The organism is Arthrobacter sp. SLBN-53 (assembly GCF_006715585.1).
GTDB classification, from domain to species: Bacteria; Actinomycetota; Actinomycetes; order Mycobacteriales; family Mycobacteriaceae; genus Mycobacterium; species Mycobacterium neoaurum_A.
The window spans coordinates 3,976,798-3,994,435 of record NZ_VFNN01000001.1 but is presented as its reverse complement, the minus strand read 5'-3'; the positions used below and the strand labels follow the sequence as shown (position 1 = coordinate 3,994,435).

Genomic DNA, 17,638 nt, shown 5'->3' with positions numbered 1-17,638 from the left:
CCCGCCGAGTTCGAGAGGAAACGGGCGACATGTCTGCGGGTGCGCCACTGACCGTGGCGGCGGCGTTGACTATCCCGCCGCTGGATCAGGGCTCGGTGCTCGGCGGGCACCGCGGTCTGATCCGCGAGGTGCTCTGGGTCGACATCATGCACGCGCCCGCCGAAGACTTCGTCCGGCCCGGTGACTTCGTCCTGACCACCGGCACCGACATCCGCCAGCCCGGGGTCCGCGATTTCCTCACCTTCCTGATGTCCTCGCCGGCCGCCGGGGTGGCGCTCGGCGGGCCACCGGACGTCGATACCCGCGAGCTGCTGGCCATACTGGTCCCGCTGGCCGACAAGCACGACTTCCCGTTGGTGATGCTGCCGTGGGAGGTGCCCTTCGCCGACATCCAGCGCCAGCTCCTCCCCCTGGTCACACCCGCCCCGGACGACCGGCCCATCCAGATGGTCATCGGCAGGCGCGAGGATGACGACCCGCGTTGGCCCGAGCACGCGCATACGTTCGCCGACACGCTGGCCCGATCGGCGCGCGCCGCCGGGGTCACGTCCAAGACGTCGGTGACCGACGATCTGGTGATGAGTCACTTCTCAGCAGTACTGCCGGCCTCGACCGGTTCGGCATTGGTCGAAACCGCATGGCAGGCAAGTGGTCTGCCGGACGGCTTGATCAGCTGGGTGTTGCTCCCGCCCGGGCACGGTCACTCGGTGACCGTTGCCACGGCCTCGGTACCCGACGCGCCGATCGGACCGCTGCAGTTCGCCGAGGTGCTGCGCCAACACCCGCGCAGCATGGCCACCATCCTGAAAACCCTGCAGCCACTGATCGATTACGACAAGACCCGCCGCGGCCAGCTCGTCCACACACTGGAGATCCTGCTCAACGAGGCCATCAACACCAGTGCCGCGGCGCGGGCGTTGTTCCTGAATCGGCATTCGCTGCTGTATCGGATCAAGTTGATCGAGGATCTCACCGGTTTGTCACTGAAGAACCCGGCCGACCGTTTCCAGTTGGAGGTCAGTGTGCGCGTGCACCAGATCAACGAGGCCCGCGTCGGTTCCCGGCTACCCGAATGACCGCGGATCGATCATCAGGTGATCGGAGACATCGCCGACCATCTCGACATCGACCCTACGTTCGGTGAAGTACCAGCCCTGCTCGTCGCGGGCGAAGGTATCGGCGTAACGGCCGACGACGATGGGCTGCAGCGCGACGGTATCGGTCTGCTGCACGACGACGAAGGTCGAACGCGCCCTTGCCGAATCGGCATCGATGTCGACGATCGGGTTGAGTACCAGATGCCGGGTGCGGGGTCGGTTGCCATGTTCGGGGAACCGGCGCGTCGTGACCGCGAACAGCTTGGCGATGGCCTCCGCGCCGGCGACACCCATGAAGTTGCCGCGGCCGAGCAGGTGGCCGACGCCGTCGAAATCACCTGCGTCGATGAGTTCGGCGTAGCGGTAGAGCAGTTCGGTGATCTGGTCTCTACTCATCGCCGCCTGAATTCGTCGACGGTGCGCTCAGATCGACCCACCGGCCGTTTTCTCGATCTGTATGCACTCTCGGCGCTCGGTCTTCGCTCACGCCACCTGCCCCTGGATCACCGGCAGCCCTGGGTTGCTGGCGGCGTCGAGTCCCGACGGCGGCGCACCGGCATCGATGAGGTGCGCGGCGAAGGAGGCGATCATCGCGCCGTTGTCGGTGCACAACCGGGGTCGGGGTACCCGAAGTGTGAGGCCGGCTGCGGCACAACGCTCCTCGGCCAGCTCGCGCACCCGGGAGTTGGCCGCCACCCCGCCTGCGATCAGCAATGTCGAGACGCCGAGGTCGGTCGCGGCGCGCACCGCCTTGGCGGTCAGCACATCGGCGACCGCCTCCTGGAAGCCGGCGGCCACATCGGCGGGCGCGGCGTCCGGGTTCTTCTCGAGATGTCGGGCCACGGCGGTCTTCAGACCCGAGAAGCTGAACGCGTAGGGATCATCGCGCGGGCCGGTCATTCCGCGCGGGAACACGACGGCGCGCCGCTCGCCCGTGCGGGCCAGGTCGTCGAGCGGCTTCCCGCCGGGATAACCGAGCCCCAGCAGGCGGGCCACCTTGTCATAGGCCTCCCCCGCCGCATCGTCCACGGTGCTGCCGAGTTCGACGATCGGTTCCCCGAGCGAGCGCACATGCAGCAGTTCGGTGTGCCCGCCGGACACCAGCAACCCGACGCACTCCGGCAGCGGCCCGTGGTCATAGACGTCGGCGGCCAGGTGCCCGCCCAGGTGGTTGACGGCGTAGAACGGCACCTCCCATGCCGCGGCATACGCCTTGGCCGCGGCCACCCCCACCAGCAGGGCGCCGGCCAGGCCGGGGCCGATGGTCGCGGCCACCACATCCGGGCGCTGCACACCCGCGGCGTCCAGTGCGCGTTTCATGGTGGGCCCCAACGCCTCCAGATGTGCCCGGGAGGCGATCTCGGGGACCACCCCGCCGTACCGGGAGTGCTCGTCGACGCTGGAGGCGACCTCATCGGCCAACAGCGTGACGGTGCCGTCCTGCAACCGGGCGATGCCGACTCCGGTTTCGTCGCAAGAGCTTTCGATGGCCAGGATGATCATGTCGCGTCCCGTTTCATGGTGTAGGCATCGGCGCCGCTGACCTTGTAGTACCGCTTACGCACCCCGACCGTCACGAAACCCACACTGGTGTAGAGCGCGATGGCCGGTTCGTTGTCGGTGCGAACCTCCAGGAACACCTCGCCCTTCTTGGCGAAGGCGAGCAGGTCGTCCAGTAGGGCGCGGCCGATACCGCGGCCCTGCCAGGCCGGGTCGACACCGATGGTGTGTACCTCGTATTCGTAGGGTGGGACGCGGCCCAGCCGGGAGATCCCGGCGTAGCCGACCAGTCTGCCGTCCTCGCGGGCGGCGATGTAATGGTTGTGTTTCCCGGCGATCCCGTGCACGAAGGCCGCCGGTGGCCACGGATCGTCACCGGCGAACAGCTGTGCCTCCAGTTCCGCACACCGCACCGCGTCCGCCTTGGTCAGCGCGTCGATCTTCACCGTGGTCGGTTCGGTCACGCCAGTCCTCGTTCGGCCAGCGTCTTGGCGTCCGGTCGGCGCAGGTACAGCGGGATCAGCGGTTCGGGCTCGACGGTCCAATCGGCAACGGCGGCAGCCAGTCCCGCGGCCGAGGGAATCTCCGGGGCGATCACCGGCAGCCCGAACAATCCGGCATGCGAGGGTGATCCGGCCACGCTGCGTACGCCGGCGGTGTCCACGTCCGCGGCAGGACCGACCTGCGGTCCACCGGTGCGTACCCCGTCGCGGTAACGCGCCCAGTACACCTCGCGGCGGCGCGCATCGGTGACGACGAGGACCTCGCCGTCGGTCGCGCCGCCGATGGCGTCCAGCGTGCACACCCCGAACACCGGGATGCCCAACGCCTGTCCGTAGGCCGCCGCGGTCGCCATCCCGACCCGCAGCCCGGTGAAGGGGCCGGGTCCACATCCGACCACCACCGCGCCCAGATCGGCCATCGACACACCGCAGTCGGCCAGCGCAGCAACCACATTCGGGGTCAGCCGCTCGGCATGTGCACGGTGGTCGACGATGGTGCGCTCGGCCAGCGTGCTGATGTCGTCGGCGACCCGCACGACGCCCGCGGTGACCGCGGGGGTCGCGGTGTCGATGGCCAGCACGAGGGTCGTGTCCTTCGGGCCGGCGAAATGACGGGGACTCATGATGTGCTCCACTGCCAGGTCACCGTGCGTTCCTCGGAGTCGGCATCGCGGTCGAGCCGGATGTCGAGATGATGGTCGGAGAGTCGTTCGGCCAGACCCTCACCCCACTCGACGACGACCACGGCGTCGTCGAGATCGGTGTCCAGATCCAGCGAGTCGAGTTCGGCGAGCAGATCCCCGCCGTGGTCGAGCAGCCGGTAGATGTCGACGTGGACCAGCGCGGGCGCACCGGCACGTCGCGGCGGGTGCACCCGGGCCAACACGTAGGTGGGTGAGGTCACCGGCCCCTCGACGTCCATGCCGCGGGCAATTCCCTTGGTCAGCATCGTCTTTCCGGCGCCGAGCGGCCCGGAAAGCACCACCACGTCACCGGCCCGCAGGTCCGCACCAAGCTCTGCCCCCAGCGCCACGGTGTCCTCGGCGGTGGGAAGTGTCGCGGTTCCACCGGTGCGCTCAGCCATGACGTGCCCGATCCCGCAGCCGTCGGGTCAGCGCCACAAGTTTCGACGGGGCGGCCCGCTCAACGAGCCGCACCAGCGCATCGTCGATGATGTCGGGCTGTTCCAACTGCACGAGATGCCCGGCGCCCTCGACCACGACGAGCTCGGACTTCGGCAATTGCGCCGCCATCTCCTGCGAATACTCCAGCGGTGTCAGCAGATCCCGGTCGCCACAGGCGATCAGCGTGGGAATCTTCGCCAGCACCGGCAGGGCCTCGGTTTCGTCGTGTACCTCAAGGGCGTGCAGGAAACCCACCAGCGTGTGCACCGGGGTGTCGTGCATCATGGACTCGCTGAAGGCCACCACCGACGGGCTGATGTCCTCGCGCCCATAGGACGCCGCGCGCAGGACAGGTCCGATCACCGAGCGCACCACCCCGCGCCCCCGATGCAGCAACCCCGGCGCGTAACGCACGCTGAACCGGGCCGCCTCCAGGGCCGGATTGCGCAGGATCTCCCCCAGGGGTGATCGCGAGACACCCTCTGCTGCAGAGGAGATGAGGGCCGCGCCGACGATGCGCGTGCGGTAACGCTCCGGGAATTGGCGGGCGTGCGAGAGCACCGTCATGCCACCCATCGAGTGGCCGACCAGCACCACCGGCCCCTTGGGCGCCAGCACGGCCAGTACCGATTCCAGGTCCTGCCCCAGCTGCGGCACGGTGAAGGTGTCCGGGGAGGCATCCCCGGACAGACCGTGGCCGCGCTGGTCGTAGAACACCATCCGGACCTGGTCACCCCACTGCCGCGCCAGCCGGTCGCGCTGAAAATGGAAGGCGCCCATGCGCAGACAGAAGCCGTGCGCGAACACCACGGTCAGCGGCGCATCGGTCGGTCCGCATTCGCGCACCGCCAGCGGAACCCCGTCGGTGGTGGTCACCACGACGCTGCGATCGGCGTACAGCAGGGTGAAATCCTCACCCGCGTAGGGATCGTCGGCGCTGACCCGGCGGGTCAGCGACCGCGCGACGGTCACTCCGGCCAGCGATCCGACCGCGGTCAGCCCGGCCGCCCCGGCGAGCCAGCGCGCCAACCCGCTCACGGGGTGTCCTCCGGTCCGCCGGTGTAGCTGCGCACGATGCGCCCGCGTGGACTGGTCACCACTTCGTAGTTGATGGTGCCCAACAGATCGGCCCAGTCCTGCGCGGTCGGCTCACCACGGTCGCCCGGGCCGAACAGGATCGCCGCGTCCCCCACGTTCACCCCGGCCCCGTCGGGACCCAGATCCACCACGAACTGATCCATGCAGATCCGGCCCACGGCGGGATACCGACGGCCGTTGATCGCCACCTCCAGCCGGTTGCTCAACGAGCGGAAAACGCCGTCGGCGTACCCGGCCGGGATCAGCGCCACCGTGGTGTCGCGGTCGGCGACCCAGGTGTGACCGTAGGAGACGCCGTCACCTGCCCGCAGTTCCCGGATCTTGGCCACCGGGCAGGCCACCGTCATCGCCGGTCGCAGCCCCATCGCGCCGCGCTCGGGGATCGGGGTCTGTCCATACACCGCTATTCCTGGGCGCACCATGTCGAAGGCCAGATCGGGTCGGGTCAGCGCGGCCGGCGAATTGGCCAGGTGCAGCAGCTCGAAGGCGATACCGTGGCGCCGGGCCCGGGCCGCGAACTCACGCAGCCGGTCGCCCTGGATACCGTTGAACGGGTGATCCGGGGTGTCCCCGTGCGCCAGGTGCGACATCAGGCCACGCACCCGTACCGAACCGTCGGCCTGGGCGGTGGCCAGCGCCGCCAGCACCTCGTCGAACTCGGCGGGCGACACACCGTTGCGGCTGAGCCCGGTGTCTGCCTTCACAGTGACCGTGGCGCTGTCACCGGTACGCCGCACCGCGTCGAGCACGCCGGAGAGCTCGGCGGCCGAGGACACCGCCAGCTGCACCCCGGTCCGCACGGCGGGACCGAAATCGGTGTCCGGCGCGTGCAACCAGGCCAGCAGCGGCGCGGCCACGCCGCCCGCCCGCAGCGCGGCGGCTTCGGCGACGGTCGCCACGCCCAGCTCGACGGCGCCTGCGGCCAGCGCCGCCTGCGCGACGCGGACCGCGCCATGGCCGTATCCGTCCGCCTTGACCACAGCCATCACAGCGGCCGAGCCGGCGTGTTCGCGCAGTTCGGTGACGTTATGGGCGATGGCGTCGAGGTCGACGATCGCGCGCGGGACGTTCTCGGTGGTGATCACTGCTCCGATTGTCCCAAACCTCGGATCAGTGGGCGAAATGCTCCTCGTCGGCGAAGCCGCCGATGCCGACCTTGGACAGTTTGCCCAGTACCTCGACCAGATCGTCGCGCAGTGCGCGGGCCAGGTTCGCCGAGAACCCCTCACGCACGACGATCCGCAGGACCGCGACGTCGGTGGCATCGTCGGGCATGGTGTAGGCCGGTAGCTGCCAGCCGTAGCTTCGCAACATCGCCGAGATGTCGAACACCGTGTAGGGGGTCTCGGTGGCCAGCTTGAACGCGACCACCGGGATGGCCGATCCGTCGGTGATGACCTCGAACAACTGCTTGTGGTCGACCGTCATCACGACGAGTTCCCTGGCCAGCCATTGCGCGGTCTCCGACAGGCAGCGCATCACCTGCAGATAGCCCTCCCTGCCCAGGCGCAGGAAGTTGTAGTACTGGCCGACCACCTGGTTGCCCGGGCGGGAGAAGTTCAGCGTGAACGTCGGCATGTCCCCGCCGAGGTAGTTGACCCGGAAGACCAGCTCCTCGGGCAGGTACTCCTTGTTGCGCCACACCACGAAGCCGATGCCCGGGTAGGTCAGCCCGTACTTGTGGCCGCTGACGTTGATCGACACCACGCGCGGCAACCGGAAATCCCACACCACGTCCGGGTGCAGGAACGGGACGACGAAACCGCCGCTGGCCGCGTCTACGTGGACCGGGATGTCGAGTCCCTTGTCCTTGGCCAGGCGGTCGAGGGCGGCGCAGATCTCGCCGATGGGCTCCAACTCGCCGGTGTAGGTGGTGCCCAGGATGCCGACCACGCCGATGGTGTCCTCGTCCACGGCGTCGAGCACCTGCTCGGGGGTGATCACGTAGCGTCCGTCGGCCATCGGCAGGTACCGGGCCTCGACGTCGAAGTAGCGGCAGAACTTCTCCCACACCACCTGGACGTTGGAGCCCATCACCAGGTTCGGGGTGCGGCCCTTCCACCCGTCGCCCTTGTCGCCACCGATCTTGGCCCGCCACCGCCATTTCATCGCCAGGCCGGCCAGCATGACCGCCTCGCTCGAGCCGACCGTCGACACCCCGACCGCCGTCGACGGATCGTCGTCGCGCAGATCTTCTGCGTGGAACAGGTCGGCAACCATGCACACGCAACGCTGCTCGATGGCCGCGGTGACCGGGTACTCGTCCTTGTCGATCATGTTCTTGTCGAACGTCTCCGACATCAGCTGGTCGGCCTCGGGGTCCATCCAGGTGGTGACGAACGTCGCGAGGTTCAACCGCGAACTGCCGTCGAGCATGAGCTCGTCGTGGATGAAGCGATAGGTCTGCTCGGGCTCCATCGACTCGTCCGGCAACCGCAAGGCCGGGATCGGGCTGGTCGACAGCCGTCCGGTGTAGGCGGGGCTCAGCGAGGAATGACGGGAGACGTTGGGCATGTGTTCCTTTCTAGAGGACGGAGCCCAACGCGGCACGCAGATGGGCCAGAATCGGCGCGGCCGATGTCGGCGCAGGCGCCGGTCCGGGGTCTTCGGCGGCGGCGCGGGCCGCGCGGGCATGCACGAACGCGCCGGCCGCCGCGGCGAGGCCGGCAGGCACGCCCGCGGCCAGCAGTGCGCCGATCACGCCGGACAGCACGTCACCGGAACCGGCCGTGGCAGCCCAGGATTGCCCCGCGGGGTTGAGGTAGGCCGTCTTCGAGCCGGGTTCGGCGATCACCGTGACATTGCCCTTGAGCAGGACGGTGGCACCGAGACGGTCGGCGAGGCCGCGGGTGGCCGCCACCCGGTCGGAGCCGGGCGGCGCACCGGCCAGCCGGGCGAACTCACCGGCGTGCGGGGTGAGCACCGTGGGCGCGCGCCGGTCTGCCACCAGCTCGGGCGCGGCGGCCAGCAGGGTGAGCGCGTCGGCGTCGACGAGCACCGGAAGGTCGGTCCGCAGCGCCCAGCGCAGCGCCTCGGCAGCCGTTTCGTCGGTGCCCAGGCCCGGGCCCACCACCCAGGCCTGCACCCGGCCCGCGGACTCGCGATCGGACGTAGCAATGACCTCGGGCCAGTGCGAAACCACCTCTGCAACCGCGGTTCCCGCGTAACGCACCATTCCGGAGGTGGCCGCGACGGCCGCTCCCGTGCACAGGATCGCCGCGCCCGGATAGGTCGCCGAGCCGGCCATCACGCCGGTCACGCCCTGGCTGTATTTGTCATCGTGCGGGCCCGGGACCGGCCAGCAGTCCGCGATATCGGCGGCGTCGAGTCCGATTATGTCCGAGCCCGGTAGATCCAGACCGATGTCGACGAGTTCGACCCGGCCGCAATCGGCCAGTGCGTGAACGGGTTTGAGGCCGCCGAAGGTGACGGTGACCGCGGCCGTCACGTGCGCACCCTCGACTGCGCCGGTGTGCACGTCGATACCGCTGGGCAGATCCACGGCGACGACGGGTGCGTCGGTGGCGGCGAAGACCGCGGCGGCATCGGGACGCAGCGCGCCGCGACCGGATATCCCGACCACGCCGTCGATGACCAGATCTGTTGTCGACGGGATGGTTTCGCCGATTCGGCCACCGGTTTTGCGGAACGCGGCGAGCGCCCGGCGGTGCGTGCGGTCCGGCGCGAGCAGCACCGCCGACGCGTGGACACCGCGACGCCGCAGAAAGGTCGCCGCCCAGAGCGCGTCACCGCCGTTGTCACCGGAACCGACCACGGCACAGATCGTGCGTCCGGCGATGCCGCCGGTACGGCGGCGCAATTCTGCGGCGACGACGCCCGCCAGACCGTACGCGGCCCGACGCATCAGGGTCCCCTCGGGCTGCGATGCGAGCAGCGGCGCCTCGGCGGCGCGGATCGCATCCGCGCTGTAGTAGTTCCGCATCGGCAGCCGTCCCCTCTCGTGCCCGCGCGCCAACACGTTACGCGTTCACCGTCACCACACGTGGTCAGGCCATACGATCGGGCGTCATGACCCACCCGTACGGGTACCCGCCGCAGAAACCTCCGGTGTCAGGCATCGATATCGCGATCTCGATCACGGCCCTGTTGCTGGCCGTCGCCGGCGGCGCGGTGGCGGCGTTCTTCGGCATCTTCTTCATGGCGTTCACCGACTACTGCCCGCCTGCCACCTGCCATATCGACGCCGGGGTCAGCGCGATGTTCGCGGGGTTCATCACCGCCGGTGTGTTGTGGGTGGCGGGCACCGCGTTCACCATCGTCAGATTGGTGCGACGGAGCAGGGCCTGGCCGTTCGCGATCGGCACCCTGGTCCTGTGCTGCGGTGCCTGCGTGGCGGGGATCGCCGGTTACATCATCGCGGTGGGCGGCTGACCCGGCCGACCGGTCAGGACGGTTCGACCGTGACCTTGATGGCCTCGCCGTTCTTGACGATGTCGAAGGCGTCCAGCACGTTCTCCAGCGGGATGTGCCGGGTGATCAGATCCTTGACCGGCACCTGCCCGGTGGAGATGTACTGCAGGGCGCGCTTGTTGTGCTCGGGAGCCGAACCGTTGGCGCCGTGGATGTGCAACTGGCGGTAGTGCACGACATTCGAATCGCAGGTGATGGTCGGATCGGTCTTGGGGAGTCCACCGAAGAACGAGATCCGGCCGTTGCGGGCGGCCATCGCGATGGCCTGTTCCTGGGCGATGTTGGCGGCCGTCGCGGTGATCACGATATCGGCGCCGCGACCGCCGGTGAGCTCCATGACCTTCTCGACGACGTCGACCTCGGCGGCGTTGATGACACCGTCCGGGTTGACCGCGTCGGCGGACATCTTGAGTCGGGCGTCGTTGACGTCGACGAGGTAGATCGGCCCACACTTGTGCACGCCACGCGCGATACGGATGTGCATGCATCCGATCGGTCCCGCACCGAAGACCACGACGGTGTCACCCTCTTCGATGCCGAGCAGTTCCTGGGCATTGATGGCGCAGGCGAAGGGTTCGGCCGCCGAGGCCTCGTCGAATCCGACATTGTCCGGAATCTTGTTCAGCCCATCGACTTTGAGAACCTGTCGGGGCACGATCATGTATTCGGCGAAACCACCGTCGTACTGGTAGCCCATCGACGTCTGGTTCTGGCACACGGCCATCCAGCCCTTGCGACACTCGTGGCATTCCCCGCACGGCACCGCGGCGATCACCTGGACGCGGTCGCCGACCGCCCAGTCGCTGCCGTAGGTCGCATTCACATCAGCGCCGACCTCGACGATCTCGCCCGCGATCTCGTGGCCGATGGTGCGCGGCGGGGTGAGGTTCTGATGCCCGTTGTGGAAGATCTTGACGTCGGTGCCGCAGGTGGAGCAGTTGCGCACCCGCAGCTTCACCTCGTCGGGACCGCATTCCGGCTCGGGCACGTCTTCCAGGCGAACGTCCTCGGGGGCATAGAAACGCAGGGCTAACATGCGCGGTCCTTTCGGTTGTCGACCTTCGCAGCGATGTCTTGGTTGGGAGCCTAACCGCAATTCGGTCATAAAACCACAGATTTGTTCGCCCGTTTTTGCCCGAATCTCTTGCATTGCTGCCCAGGTATGCGTATTACTAGATATGCATGTGACCGGCGTCACCGAAGCGTCCGGTTCGGAACTGCAGTGAACCGGAGGTCATCGGATGTCCCTCGCCAACGCACCAGTGGATGGGTCCCCCGCCCCGCGGACCGGAGCGCGGGTACGCGTGCAGAAACTCGGTACCGCCCTGTCCAACATGGTCATGCCCAATATCGGCGCGTTCATCGCCTGGGGCCTGATCACGGCGCTGTTCATCGAGCAGGGCTGGCTGCAGGCTCTCTTCACCAGCCTGCAGGATCCCGACGGCTGGGTCGCCAAGATCGGCGGCTGGGGCAGCTATGACGGCGCGGGGATCGTCGGCCCGATGATCACCTACCTGCTGCCGTTGCTGATCGGGTTCACCGGCGGCCGGATGGTGCACGGCAACCGCGGCGCGGTGGTCGGCGCCATCGCGACCATGGGCGTCGTCGCCGGAGCGGACGTGCCGATGTTCATGGGCGCGATGATCATGGGCCCGCTGGGCGGCTGGTGCATGAAGAAGCTGGATGCGCTGTGGGAAGGCAAGATCCGGCCCGGCTTCGAGATGCTGGTGGACAACTTCTCCGCGGGCATCCTCGGCATGCTGCTGGCCATCTTCGGGTTCTTCGGGATCGGCCCGATCGTCTCCGGTTTCACCCGCGGCGCCGGCAGCGCCGTGGACTTCCTGGTCAACAACAACCTGCTGCCGCTGACCTCGATTCTCATCGAACCGGCCAAGGTGCTGTTCCTCAACAACGCCATCAATCACGGCGTGCTGACGCCACTGGGCACCACGCAGGCGCTGGAGACCGGTAAATCCATCCTGTTCCTGCTCGAGGCCAATCCGGGCCCCGGGCTGGGATTGCTGTTGGCGTTCATGTTCTTCGGCAAGGGCGCGGCCCGCGCATCGGCTCCCGGTGCGGCGATCATCCAGTTCTTCGGCGGCATTCACGAGATCTACTTCCCGTACGTGCTGATGAAGCCCAAGCTGATCATCGCCACCATCCTCGGCGGCATGACCGGTGTGTTCATCAACGTGCTGTTCGGTTCCGGTCTGCGCGCCCCGGCCGCACCCGGCTCGATCATCGCGATCTACGCCCAGACCGCCAGCGGGAGCTTCCTCGGTGTCACCCTGTCGGTGCTCGGCGCTGCAGCGGTCTCCTTCGTCGTGGCGGCCTTCCTGCTCAAGACCGACAAGGCCACCGACGACGGCGATCTCACCGCGGCCACCGCGTCCATGGAGTCGATGAAGGGCAAGAAGTCCAGCGTGTCCGGGATGTTGACCGGTGGCGGGCGTATCCAGAACATCGTCTTCGCCTGCGACGCGGGGATGGGCTCCTCGGCGATGGGTGCCTCGGTGTTGCGCAAGAAGGTCAACGCCGCGGGGTTCGGTGATGTGAAGGTGACCAACCAGTCCATCGCGAACCTCACCGACAGCTACGGACTGGTCGTCACCCACCGCGACCTGACCGACCGGGCCAAGCAGCGAACCGGTTCGGCGGTGCATGTCTCGGTGGAGGACTTCATGAGCACCCCCGCCTATGACGAGATCGTCGAGTTGTTGCGCAAGACCAACGGCGGCACGGGGGCGGCCCCGGTCGAGGAGGCTGCCGCGCCCGCATCGGACTCGCCCGGTGACGATGTGCTGCCACTGTCCTCGATCGTGCTCAGCGGTACCGGCGGCACGGCGTCGGCGGCCATCGACGAGGCCGGCGGTCTGCTCGTGGACGCCGGCGCGGTCGAGCCCGGCTACGTCACCGCCATGCACGAGCGGGAGAAGTCGGTGTCGACCTATATGGGCAACGGCCTGGCCATTCCGCACGGAACCAACGACGCGAAGACCGCGATCCGCAAGACCGGTATCTCCTTTGTGCGCTACGCCGAACCGATCGATTGGAACGGCAAGCCCGCGGAGTTCGTGGTCGGCATCGCGGGGGCGGGTAACGACCACATGGCGTTGCTGACCAAGATCGCGCACGTGTTCCTGGACAAGGACCAGGTTGCCCGGCTGCGCGCCGCGACCAGCGCCGAGGAGATCCGTGCCGTGCTGACGGCCGGCGACTAGTTGTCGGTGGAGAATGTCCACCGTGGATTCGGACACTCGCCAGCGTCAGATCGTCGAGTTCGCCCGTAGTCGTGGGCGGGTCGAGGTGCCGGCCTTGGCTGCAGAACTTCAGGTCGCGACGGAGACCATCCGTCGCGACCTGAAGGTGCTCGCGGGTCGGCGACTGCTCAAGCGGGTGCACGGCGGTGCCGTGCCGTTGGAGACGGCGGCGTTCGAATCCGGTGTCGAGTTCCGCAGCCAGGTCGATCTGGCGCAGAAGCATCGGATCGCGGGGGCGGCGGTCGAACAGTTGCACGGCGCCGAAACCGTCTATGTCGATGAGGGGTTCACCCCGCGGTTGATCGCACAGCTGCTAGCCGACCGACAACTCACCGTGGTGACGGCGTCGCTGCTGGCGGCGGAGGCGCTGGCACACAGCGAGACGGTCACGGTGCTACTGCTGGGTGGGCGGATGCGCGGGCGAACGCTGGCGTGTGTCGACGAATGGGCGCTGGAGCGGTTACGCGGGCTTGTCATCGATGTGGCCTATATGGGCACCAACGGGATCTCGACCGAGCACGGCATCACCACGCCGGATCCGGCAGTGGCGGCGGTGAAGAAGACGGCGGTCCAGGTGTCGAGCCGGCGCGTGTTGGTGGCGGCGCACTCCAAGTTCGGTGAATCGCACTTCTGCCGATTCGCCGATATCGCCGATTTCCAGACGATCATCACGGGCACCGAACTGTCGGCACACGAAGCGCACCGCTACGAGGCCCTGGGCCCCAACGTCATCCGGGTGTGACTCCCCCGGCGCTGCCGGTCAGAAGGGCGGCGGATCGGCATCGATGGCCGCGCGGTTGAGCGCGCGTTCGTGGGCTATTCGGTAGGCCCGGTTCTGGGCGCGGGTGCGGGATCGTTTGGGGGCAGCCCGTTCTCGGCCCGGGCACGGTGATGGCACGGTGATCGGACCCAGTTCTGCCGTGGGTACCGCTAGCCGAGGGAAGAACAACGCTCCGTCGGGTTTCGTGGTGTATGTCCGGCCGTTGGGGGCGGTGAGTGTGAGGGTGCCGTCGAGATGTTGCTGGTCGGTCCAGCCGCCGGGCCCGCAGTGAAATGTCTTGATCAGATGGTGAATGCGGCAGTACAGCTTGGTGTTCGACGGATGTGTCGGACCGTAGGGCCAGGGTGTGGTGTGGTCGATATCGCAGCGCGCCAGCGCCACGGTGCAGCCCGGCCAGCGACACGTCAGGTCGCGGCAGCCGATGAAGTCAGTCAGCCCCCGCGACGGGTGATAGCCGCGCTCGGTGCTCAGATCGGTCGCCGCGGGGACGGGCCGGATTGTGGCCTGCGGGATCAGGTCGACCAGAGCTTCGCCTGTGATCACACCGTATCCGGGGATCAGCGCGGGCCGGGTCGGTCGCGCCGGCTGGATTGCTTCAACCGGGTCCACGGGGGTGGTGTCGGTGCGCTGCTCGCCATCAGAGGGTTCGTCAGCATGTCCGGTGCGCGCTTCGATAACTGAGTCCCGTTCGCCCAGCAGGTGAATCACGAAGCGTCCCTGGGCGACCTCATTGTCGGCCGCTGGGCATTCCGGACGTCCGCACAGGCACGGGATGCTTCTCGCACCCGCTGTCAGGGCGTCCACCGAATCTGCGCGCCGCTCGTGGAAGGTGCGCGGGTCCGCTGGGCACGTGGTGCGGGCCAGCGCGTCCAACCCCTGATCGAAAACCGCGCCCTTGGCGGCATCGACGCGGCCGTAGATCTCGACCATGCCGTCCCCGAAGGGCTCCACCGTGATACGCCGGCCGCGCCGCGCCTCTCGGGCCCGACGGACCGCCTCGGGGTCCACATCGACCACCATCCAGTCGACCAAGTCACCGATCCGTTCATCGGACAGGGCGTTCCACGAGGTGGCCTGTTCGCCGAGCTGGGTGTCGATGACCGACATGACGTCGGGGTTCACGATCAACGCGACGCGATGGAGGATGACCCGCAGCACCCGCAGATCCACCGCCCCCTGAGCGAACACGTCGGCCAATGTCGGGAGCCGAACGATCAGGTCGCGGCCCTGGGTGATCAGCGTGCAGGCCCGACCCCGGCTGATCCCTAGCTCGGCGCCCAGTTCGGCGGCAGCCAGTTCCCAGTCATCGATGATCATGTCCTCGAAGGCGTGGCCCAGCTCAGCCATCCGCGCCAGCGCGAACCGGCCCGCCGCCAGAATCTTGGCCGCCACGGCGACCCGTTCGGTGCGCAGCTGATCGCGCGCGGCATCGAGGTGGTCAGCCACCATCATTCCCGGTCCTTCGAACTGGTGTTCGATCATGTCTCCGAGATTACTCCGCACCTCTGACAACAGAATCATGTCCGACCCATCAGCGTGCGGCCGATGATGCCGGCCACCTCGGCCAACCGGTCAGGCCTTGGTCACAGCCTTGTCGACCGAGACGAGCTCGTTCGGCCGCGGACGCAGCGGTCCGGTCCTGCCATGCGTGGCGTAGATGACCAATCCGACGAAGGCCAGTCCGCCGACGAGATTGCCCAGCACGGTGGGGATCTCGTTCCACACAAGATAATCCACGATGGTGAATTCACCACCAAGCATCAGCCCCGACGGGAACAGGAACATGTTGACGATGGAGTGCTCGAAACCGAGGTAGAAGAACACCATGATCGGCATCCACATGGCGATCACCTTGCCGGGCAGGCTATCCGACATCATGGCACCCACCACACCCATCGACACCATCCAGTTGCACATCACCCCGCGCAGGAACAACGTCAGCATGCCCGCGGCGCCGTGATCGGCGTAACCGACCGTACGCCCGGCGCCGATCTCACCGATCGCCTGCCCGACGGCATCGGGCGCCACGCTGAACCCGTAGGTGAAGTACACCGCCATGAACACCGCGACCGTCAGTGCGCCGAGGAGGTTTCCGAGGAACACCAGACCCCAGTTTCGCAGCATCGGCGCGAGCGTCACTCCCGGCCGCTTGTCCAGCCAGGCCAGCGGCACCAAGGTGAATACCGCTGTCAACAGATCGAATCCGAGCAGGTGCAGCATGCAGAAGCCGACCGGGAACAGCACCGCCCCGAGTAGCGGCTCCCCCGTCTTCGTCGAGATGGTGATAGCAAAAGCTGCCGCGAGCGCCAGGATGGCACCCGCCATGTAAGCACGAATCAGGGTGTCGCGAGTCGACATGAACACCTTGGACTCACCCGCGTCGATGATGCGGGTCGCGAGTTCGGCTGGTTTGACGTAGGACATGTCCGGTCTCCTCCTACCAGTGGTACGGCAGGAATTTGCCGTCGATCGTCAGGACAACTCGGTCACCGTCGGGATCGGACCGGCGCGCGAAGGACACATTGCAGTTGATGGCGCTCATGATGCCGTCCCCGAACTCCTCGTGGATGAGGGCCTTGAACGTCGGTCCATACACGTTGACCAACTCGACGAACCGGTAGATGGTCGGATCGGTGAGCAGGGCGGGATCTGCGGTCCGATAGGGCTGACGCGCAAGCGCGGCAACGGTTTCGGCGCTGAGATCGAGTAGCTCGCCGACCTGGCGGGCCTGCTCGGCGGGCATCGGGTGGCTGCCCAGCAGTGCCGCTACGGTCCACACCAGCGGGCGGTCGATGTGGTCGGCGATGCTCTGCCAGCTGATCCCGGTTTCGGAACGCCGTTGTTCGATCTCGGTGATGACGGGCGAGGCAACGTCGTATGCCATGCGCGGTCTCCTCACATGCGGTTGTCGGTTCCAATGATGTTCGGGTCCATATCACCCGAGTTCACGCCCCGCTGCCCATGGCAGAAGGCGAAGAGAATCCGGCATTTTGCGAAGGACCACGATGACGGATGTCGTTTAACCGCAACGTAACGCCCGTCGAAACACACCCGAAACGCAGGCAACCTACTGTCGAGGCCACTATCGGAATCCAGGTGGGATGTGGTGAACGAGACTTCCCTCGATGCCGGCACGCTGTCGGCGGTCATCGACGTGGCCCCGACCCCGCTGTGGGTCATCGGACCGGACGGCGCGGTGGCCCTGGCGAACCAGGCCGCGCTGACCATGCTGGGGTACCGATCCGTCGATGACGTCATCGGGGCGCCCAGCCACGACACCCTGCACGAATGGCATCCCGACGGATCGCGCTACCCGTCGCACGCCTGCCCGATCCTGGACGGCTGCGGCCCGACGAGTGTGACCGCCCACGAGTGGTTCATCACCCGTGCGGGTCAGCCCATCCCTGTGACATGGTCGGCAAAACCTCTGGGCACCAGCGGCACTCGGCTGCTGACCTTCGTCGACGCGACCGAACGTATCGCAGCGACAACCCCTTCGCGAGATCACCACGACCTCGCCCCGACACGTTCCGAGCTGCGCGCCCGGCTGCTCGGGTACATCCGCACGCACTTCCACGACCCGGATTTCACGGCGGCCCGGTTGGCCGCGCAGTTCCATCTCTCGCTGCGATCGGTTCAGCAGTTGCTTGCCGAGGACGGCCGATCGCCCGCGAACGAGATCCGGCGCCACCGACTGGAACACGCGGACAGCCTGATCGCTCGAGGCTCATCGGTCAGCCACGCGCGCCGGGCGAGCGGCTTCACCGACCAGGGAACGTTCAATCGAGCCTTCCGCCGCCAGTACGGCGTCCCGCCGAGTGAACGTGCACGCCGGGCCGGCTGA

18 protein-coding genes are annotated in these 17,638 nt (G+C 67.6%); 5 read left to right on the top strand and 13 right to left on the bottom strand.

Annotated features, from left to right (window positions below):
- Positions 1-29 precede the first annotated feature (29 nt).
- Positions 30-1,076 (top strand): PucR family transcriptional regulator, encoded by a 1,047-nt coding sequence (locus tag FBY28_RS19205; RefSeq protein ID WP_141868941.1) that lies wholly within the window; start codon positions 30-32, stop codon positions 1,074-1,076.
- Here FBY28_RS19205 and FBY28_RS19200 read toward each other — a convergent pair.
- The 9 genes from FBY28_RS19200 to FBY28_RS19160 form a co-directional block, all read right to left on the bottom strand.
- Positions 1,065-1,493, bottom strand: a complete 429-nt coding sequence (locus tag FBY28_RS19200; protein ID WP_141868940.1) for a nuclear transport factor 2 family protein — start codon at positions 1,491-1,493, stop codon at positions 1,065-1,067. The genes FBY28_RS19205 and FBY28_RS19200 overlap by 12 nt on opposite strands.
- Positions 1,494-1,580: 87 nt before the next feature.
- A complete protein-coding gene (gene tsaD / locus FBY28_RS19195) occupies positions 1,581-2,600 on the bottom strand; it encodes a tRNA (adenosine(37)-N6)-threonylcarbamoyltransferase complex transferase subunit TsaD (RefSeq protein ID WP_141868939.1) in 1,020 nt (339 codons plus the stop codon).
- Positions 2,597-3,061 (bottom strand): ribosomal protein S18-alanine N-acetyltransferase, encoded by a 465-nt coding sequence (gene rimI, locus FBY28_RS19190; protein WP_141868938.1) that lies wholly within the window; start codon positions 3,059-3,061, stop codon positions 2,597-2,599. Before rimI ends, tsaD begins: the two co-directional genes overlap by 4 nt.
- Positions 3,058-3,723, bottom strand: a complete 666-nt coding sequence (gene tsaB, locus FBY28_RS19185) for a tRNA (adenosine(37)-N6)-threonylcarbamoyltransferase complex dimerization subunit type 1 TsaB (RefSeq protein ID WP_141868937.1) — start codon at positions 3,721-3,723, stop codon at positions 3,058-3,060. Before tsaB ends, rimI begins: the two co-directional genes overlap by 4 nt.
- Positions 3,720-4,184, bottom strand: a complete 465-nt coding sequence (gene tsaE / locus FBY28_RS19180) for a tRNA (adenosine(37)-N6)-threonylcarbamoyltransferase complex ATPase subunit type 1 TsaE (protein WP_141868936.1) — start codon at positions 4,182-4,184, stop codon at positions 3,720-3,722. The genes tsaB and tsaE overlap by 4 nt, the downstream gene beginning before the upstream one ends.
- Positions 4,177-5,262 carry an alpha/beta fold hydrolase gene (locus FBY28_RS19175; protein WP_141868935.1) on the bottom strand — a complete coding sequence of 362 codons (1,086 nt, stop codon included), beginning with the start codon at positions 5,260-5,262 and terminating at the stop codon, positions 4,177-4,179. The genes tsaE and FBY28_RS19175 overlap by 8 nt, the downstream gene beginning before the upstream one ends.
- Positions 5,259-6,407: an alanine racemase gene (gene alr / locus FBY28_RS19170; protein ID WP_141868934.1), complete on the bottom strand. Its 1,149-nt coding sequence runs from the start codon at positions 6,405-6,407 to the stop codon at positions 5,259-5,261. The genes FBY28_RS19175 and alr overlap by 4 nt, the downstream gene beginning before the upstream one ends.
- Positions 6,408-6,432: 25 nt before the next feature.
- Positions 6,433-7,836, bottom strand: coding sequence for a glutamate decarboxylase (gad, locus tag FBY28_RS26250; RefSeq protein ID WP_141868933.1), 1,404 nt, complete (start codon positions 7,834-7,836; stop codon positions 6,433-6,435).
- Positions 7,837-7,846: 10 nt separating this feature from the next.
- The gene (locus tag FBY28_RS19160; protein WP_141868932.1) at positions 7,847-9,265 is read right to left on the bottom strand and encodes an NAD(P)H-hydrate dehydratase; all 1,419 of its coding nucleotides are present in this window, start codon (positions 9,263-9,265) and stop codon (positions 7,847-7,849) included.
- A gap of 86 nt (positions 9,266-9,351) precedes the next feature.
- On the opposite strand from FBY28_RS19160, the gene FBY28_RS19155 reads away from it, so the two are divergent.
- Positions 9,352-9,714, top strand: a complete 363-nt coding sequence (locus FBY28_RS19155; RefSeq protein ID WP_141868931.1) for a hypothetical protein — start codon at positions 9,352-9,354, stop codon at positions 9,712-9,714.
- A 13-nt stretch (positions 9,715-9,727) separates the two neighbouring features.
- On the opposite strand, the gene FBY28_RS19150 is transcribed toward FBY28_RS19155, so the two are convergent.
- A complete protein-coding gene (locus tag FBY28_RS19150; RefSeq protein ID WP_141868930.1) occupies positions 9,728-10,789 on the bottom strand; it encodes a zinc-dependent dehydrogenase in 1,062 nt (353 codons plus the stop codon).
- 205 nt (positions 10,790-10,994) lie between these two features.
- On the opposite strand from FBY28_RS19150, the gene FBY28_RS19145 reads away from it, so the two are divergent.
- Together FBY28_RS19145 and FBY28_RS19140 are read left to right on the top strand one after the other, a co-directional pair.
- Positions 10,995-12,974, top strand: coding sequence for a PTS mannitol transporter subunit IICBA (locus FBY28_RS19145; RefSeq protein ID WP_141868929.1), 1,980 nt, complete (start codon positions 10,995-10,997; stop codon positions 12,972-12,974).
- Between the two features lie 22 nt (positions 12,975-12,996).
- Positions 12,997-13,755, top strand: a complete 759-nt coding sequence (locus FBY28_RS19140; RefSeq protein ID WP_141868928.1) for a DeoR/GlpR family DNA-binding transcription regulator — start codon at positions 12,997-12,999, stop codon at positions 13,753-13,755.
- An 18-nt stretch (positions 13,756-13,773) separates the two neighbouring features.
- On the opposite strand, the gene FBY28_RS19135 is transcribed toward FBY28_RS19140, so the two are convergent.
- The 3 genes from FBY28_RS19135 to cynS form a co-directional block, all read right to left on the bottom strand.
- On the bottom strand, positions 13,774-15,276 hold the full coding sequence (locus tag FBY28_RS19135) for an HNH endonuclease signature motif containing protein (RefSeq protein WP_141868927.1): 1,503 nt from the start codon (positions 15,274-15,276) through the stop codon (positions 13,774-13,776).
- Between the two features lie 90 nt (positions 15,277-15,366).
- Positions 15,367-16,218: a formate/nitrite transporter family protein gene (locus FBY28_RS19130; protein WP_141868926.1), complete on the bottom strand. Its 852-nt coding sequence runs from the start codon at positions 16,216-16,218 to the stop codon at positions 15,367-15,369.
- 13 nt (positions 16,219-16,231) lie between these two features.
- On the bottom strand, positions 16,232-16,678 hold the full coding sequence (gene cynS / locus FBY28_RS19125) for a cyanase (RefSeq protein ID WP_141868925.1): 447 nt from the start codon (positions 16,676-16,678) through the stop codon (positions 16,232-16,234).
- Between the two features lie 222 nt (positions 16,679-16,900).
- Between cynS and FBY28_RS19120 the strand changes: the two genes are divergently transcribed.
- Positions 16,901-17,638 carry a helix-turn-helix domain-containing protein gene (locus tag FBY28_RS19120; protein WP_141868924.1) on the top strand — a complete coding sequence of 246 codons (738 nt, stop codon included), beginning with the start codon at positions 16,901-16,903 and terminating at the stop codon, positions 17,636-17,638.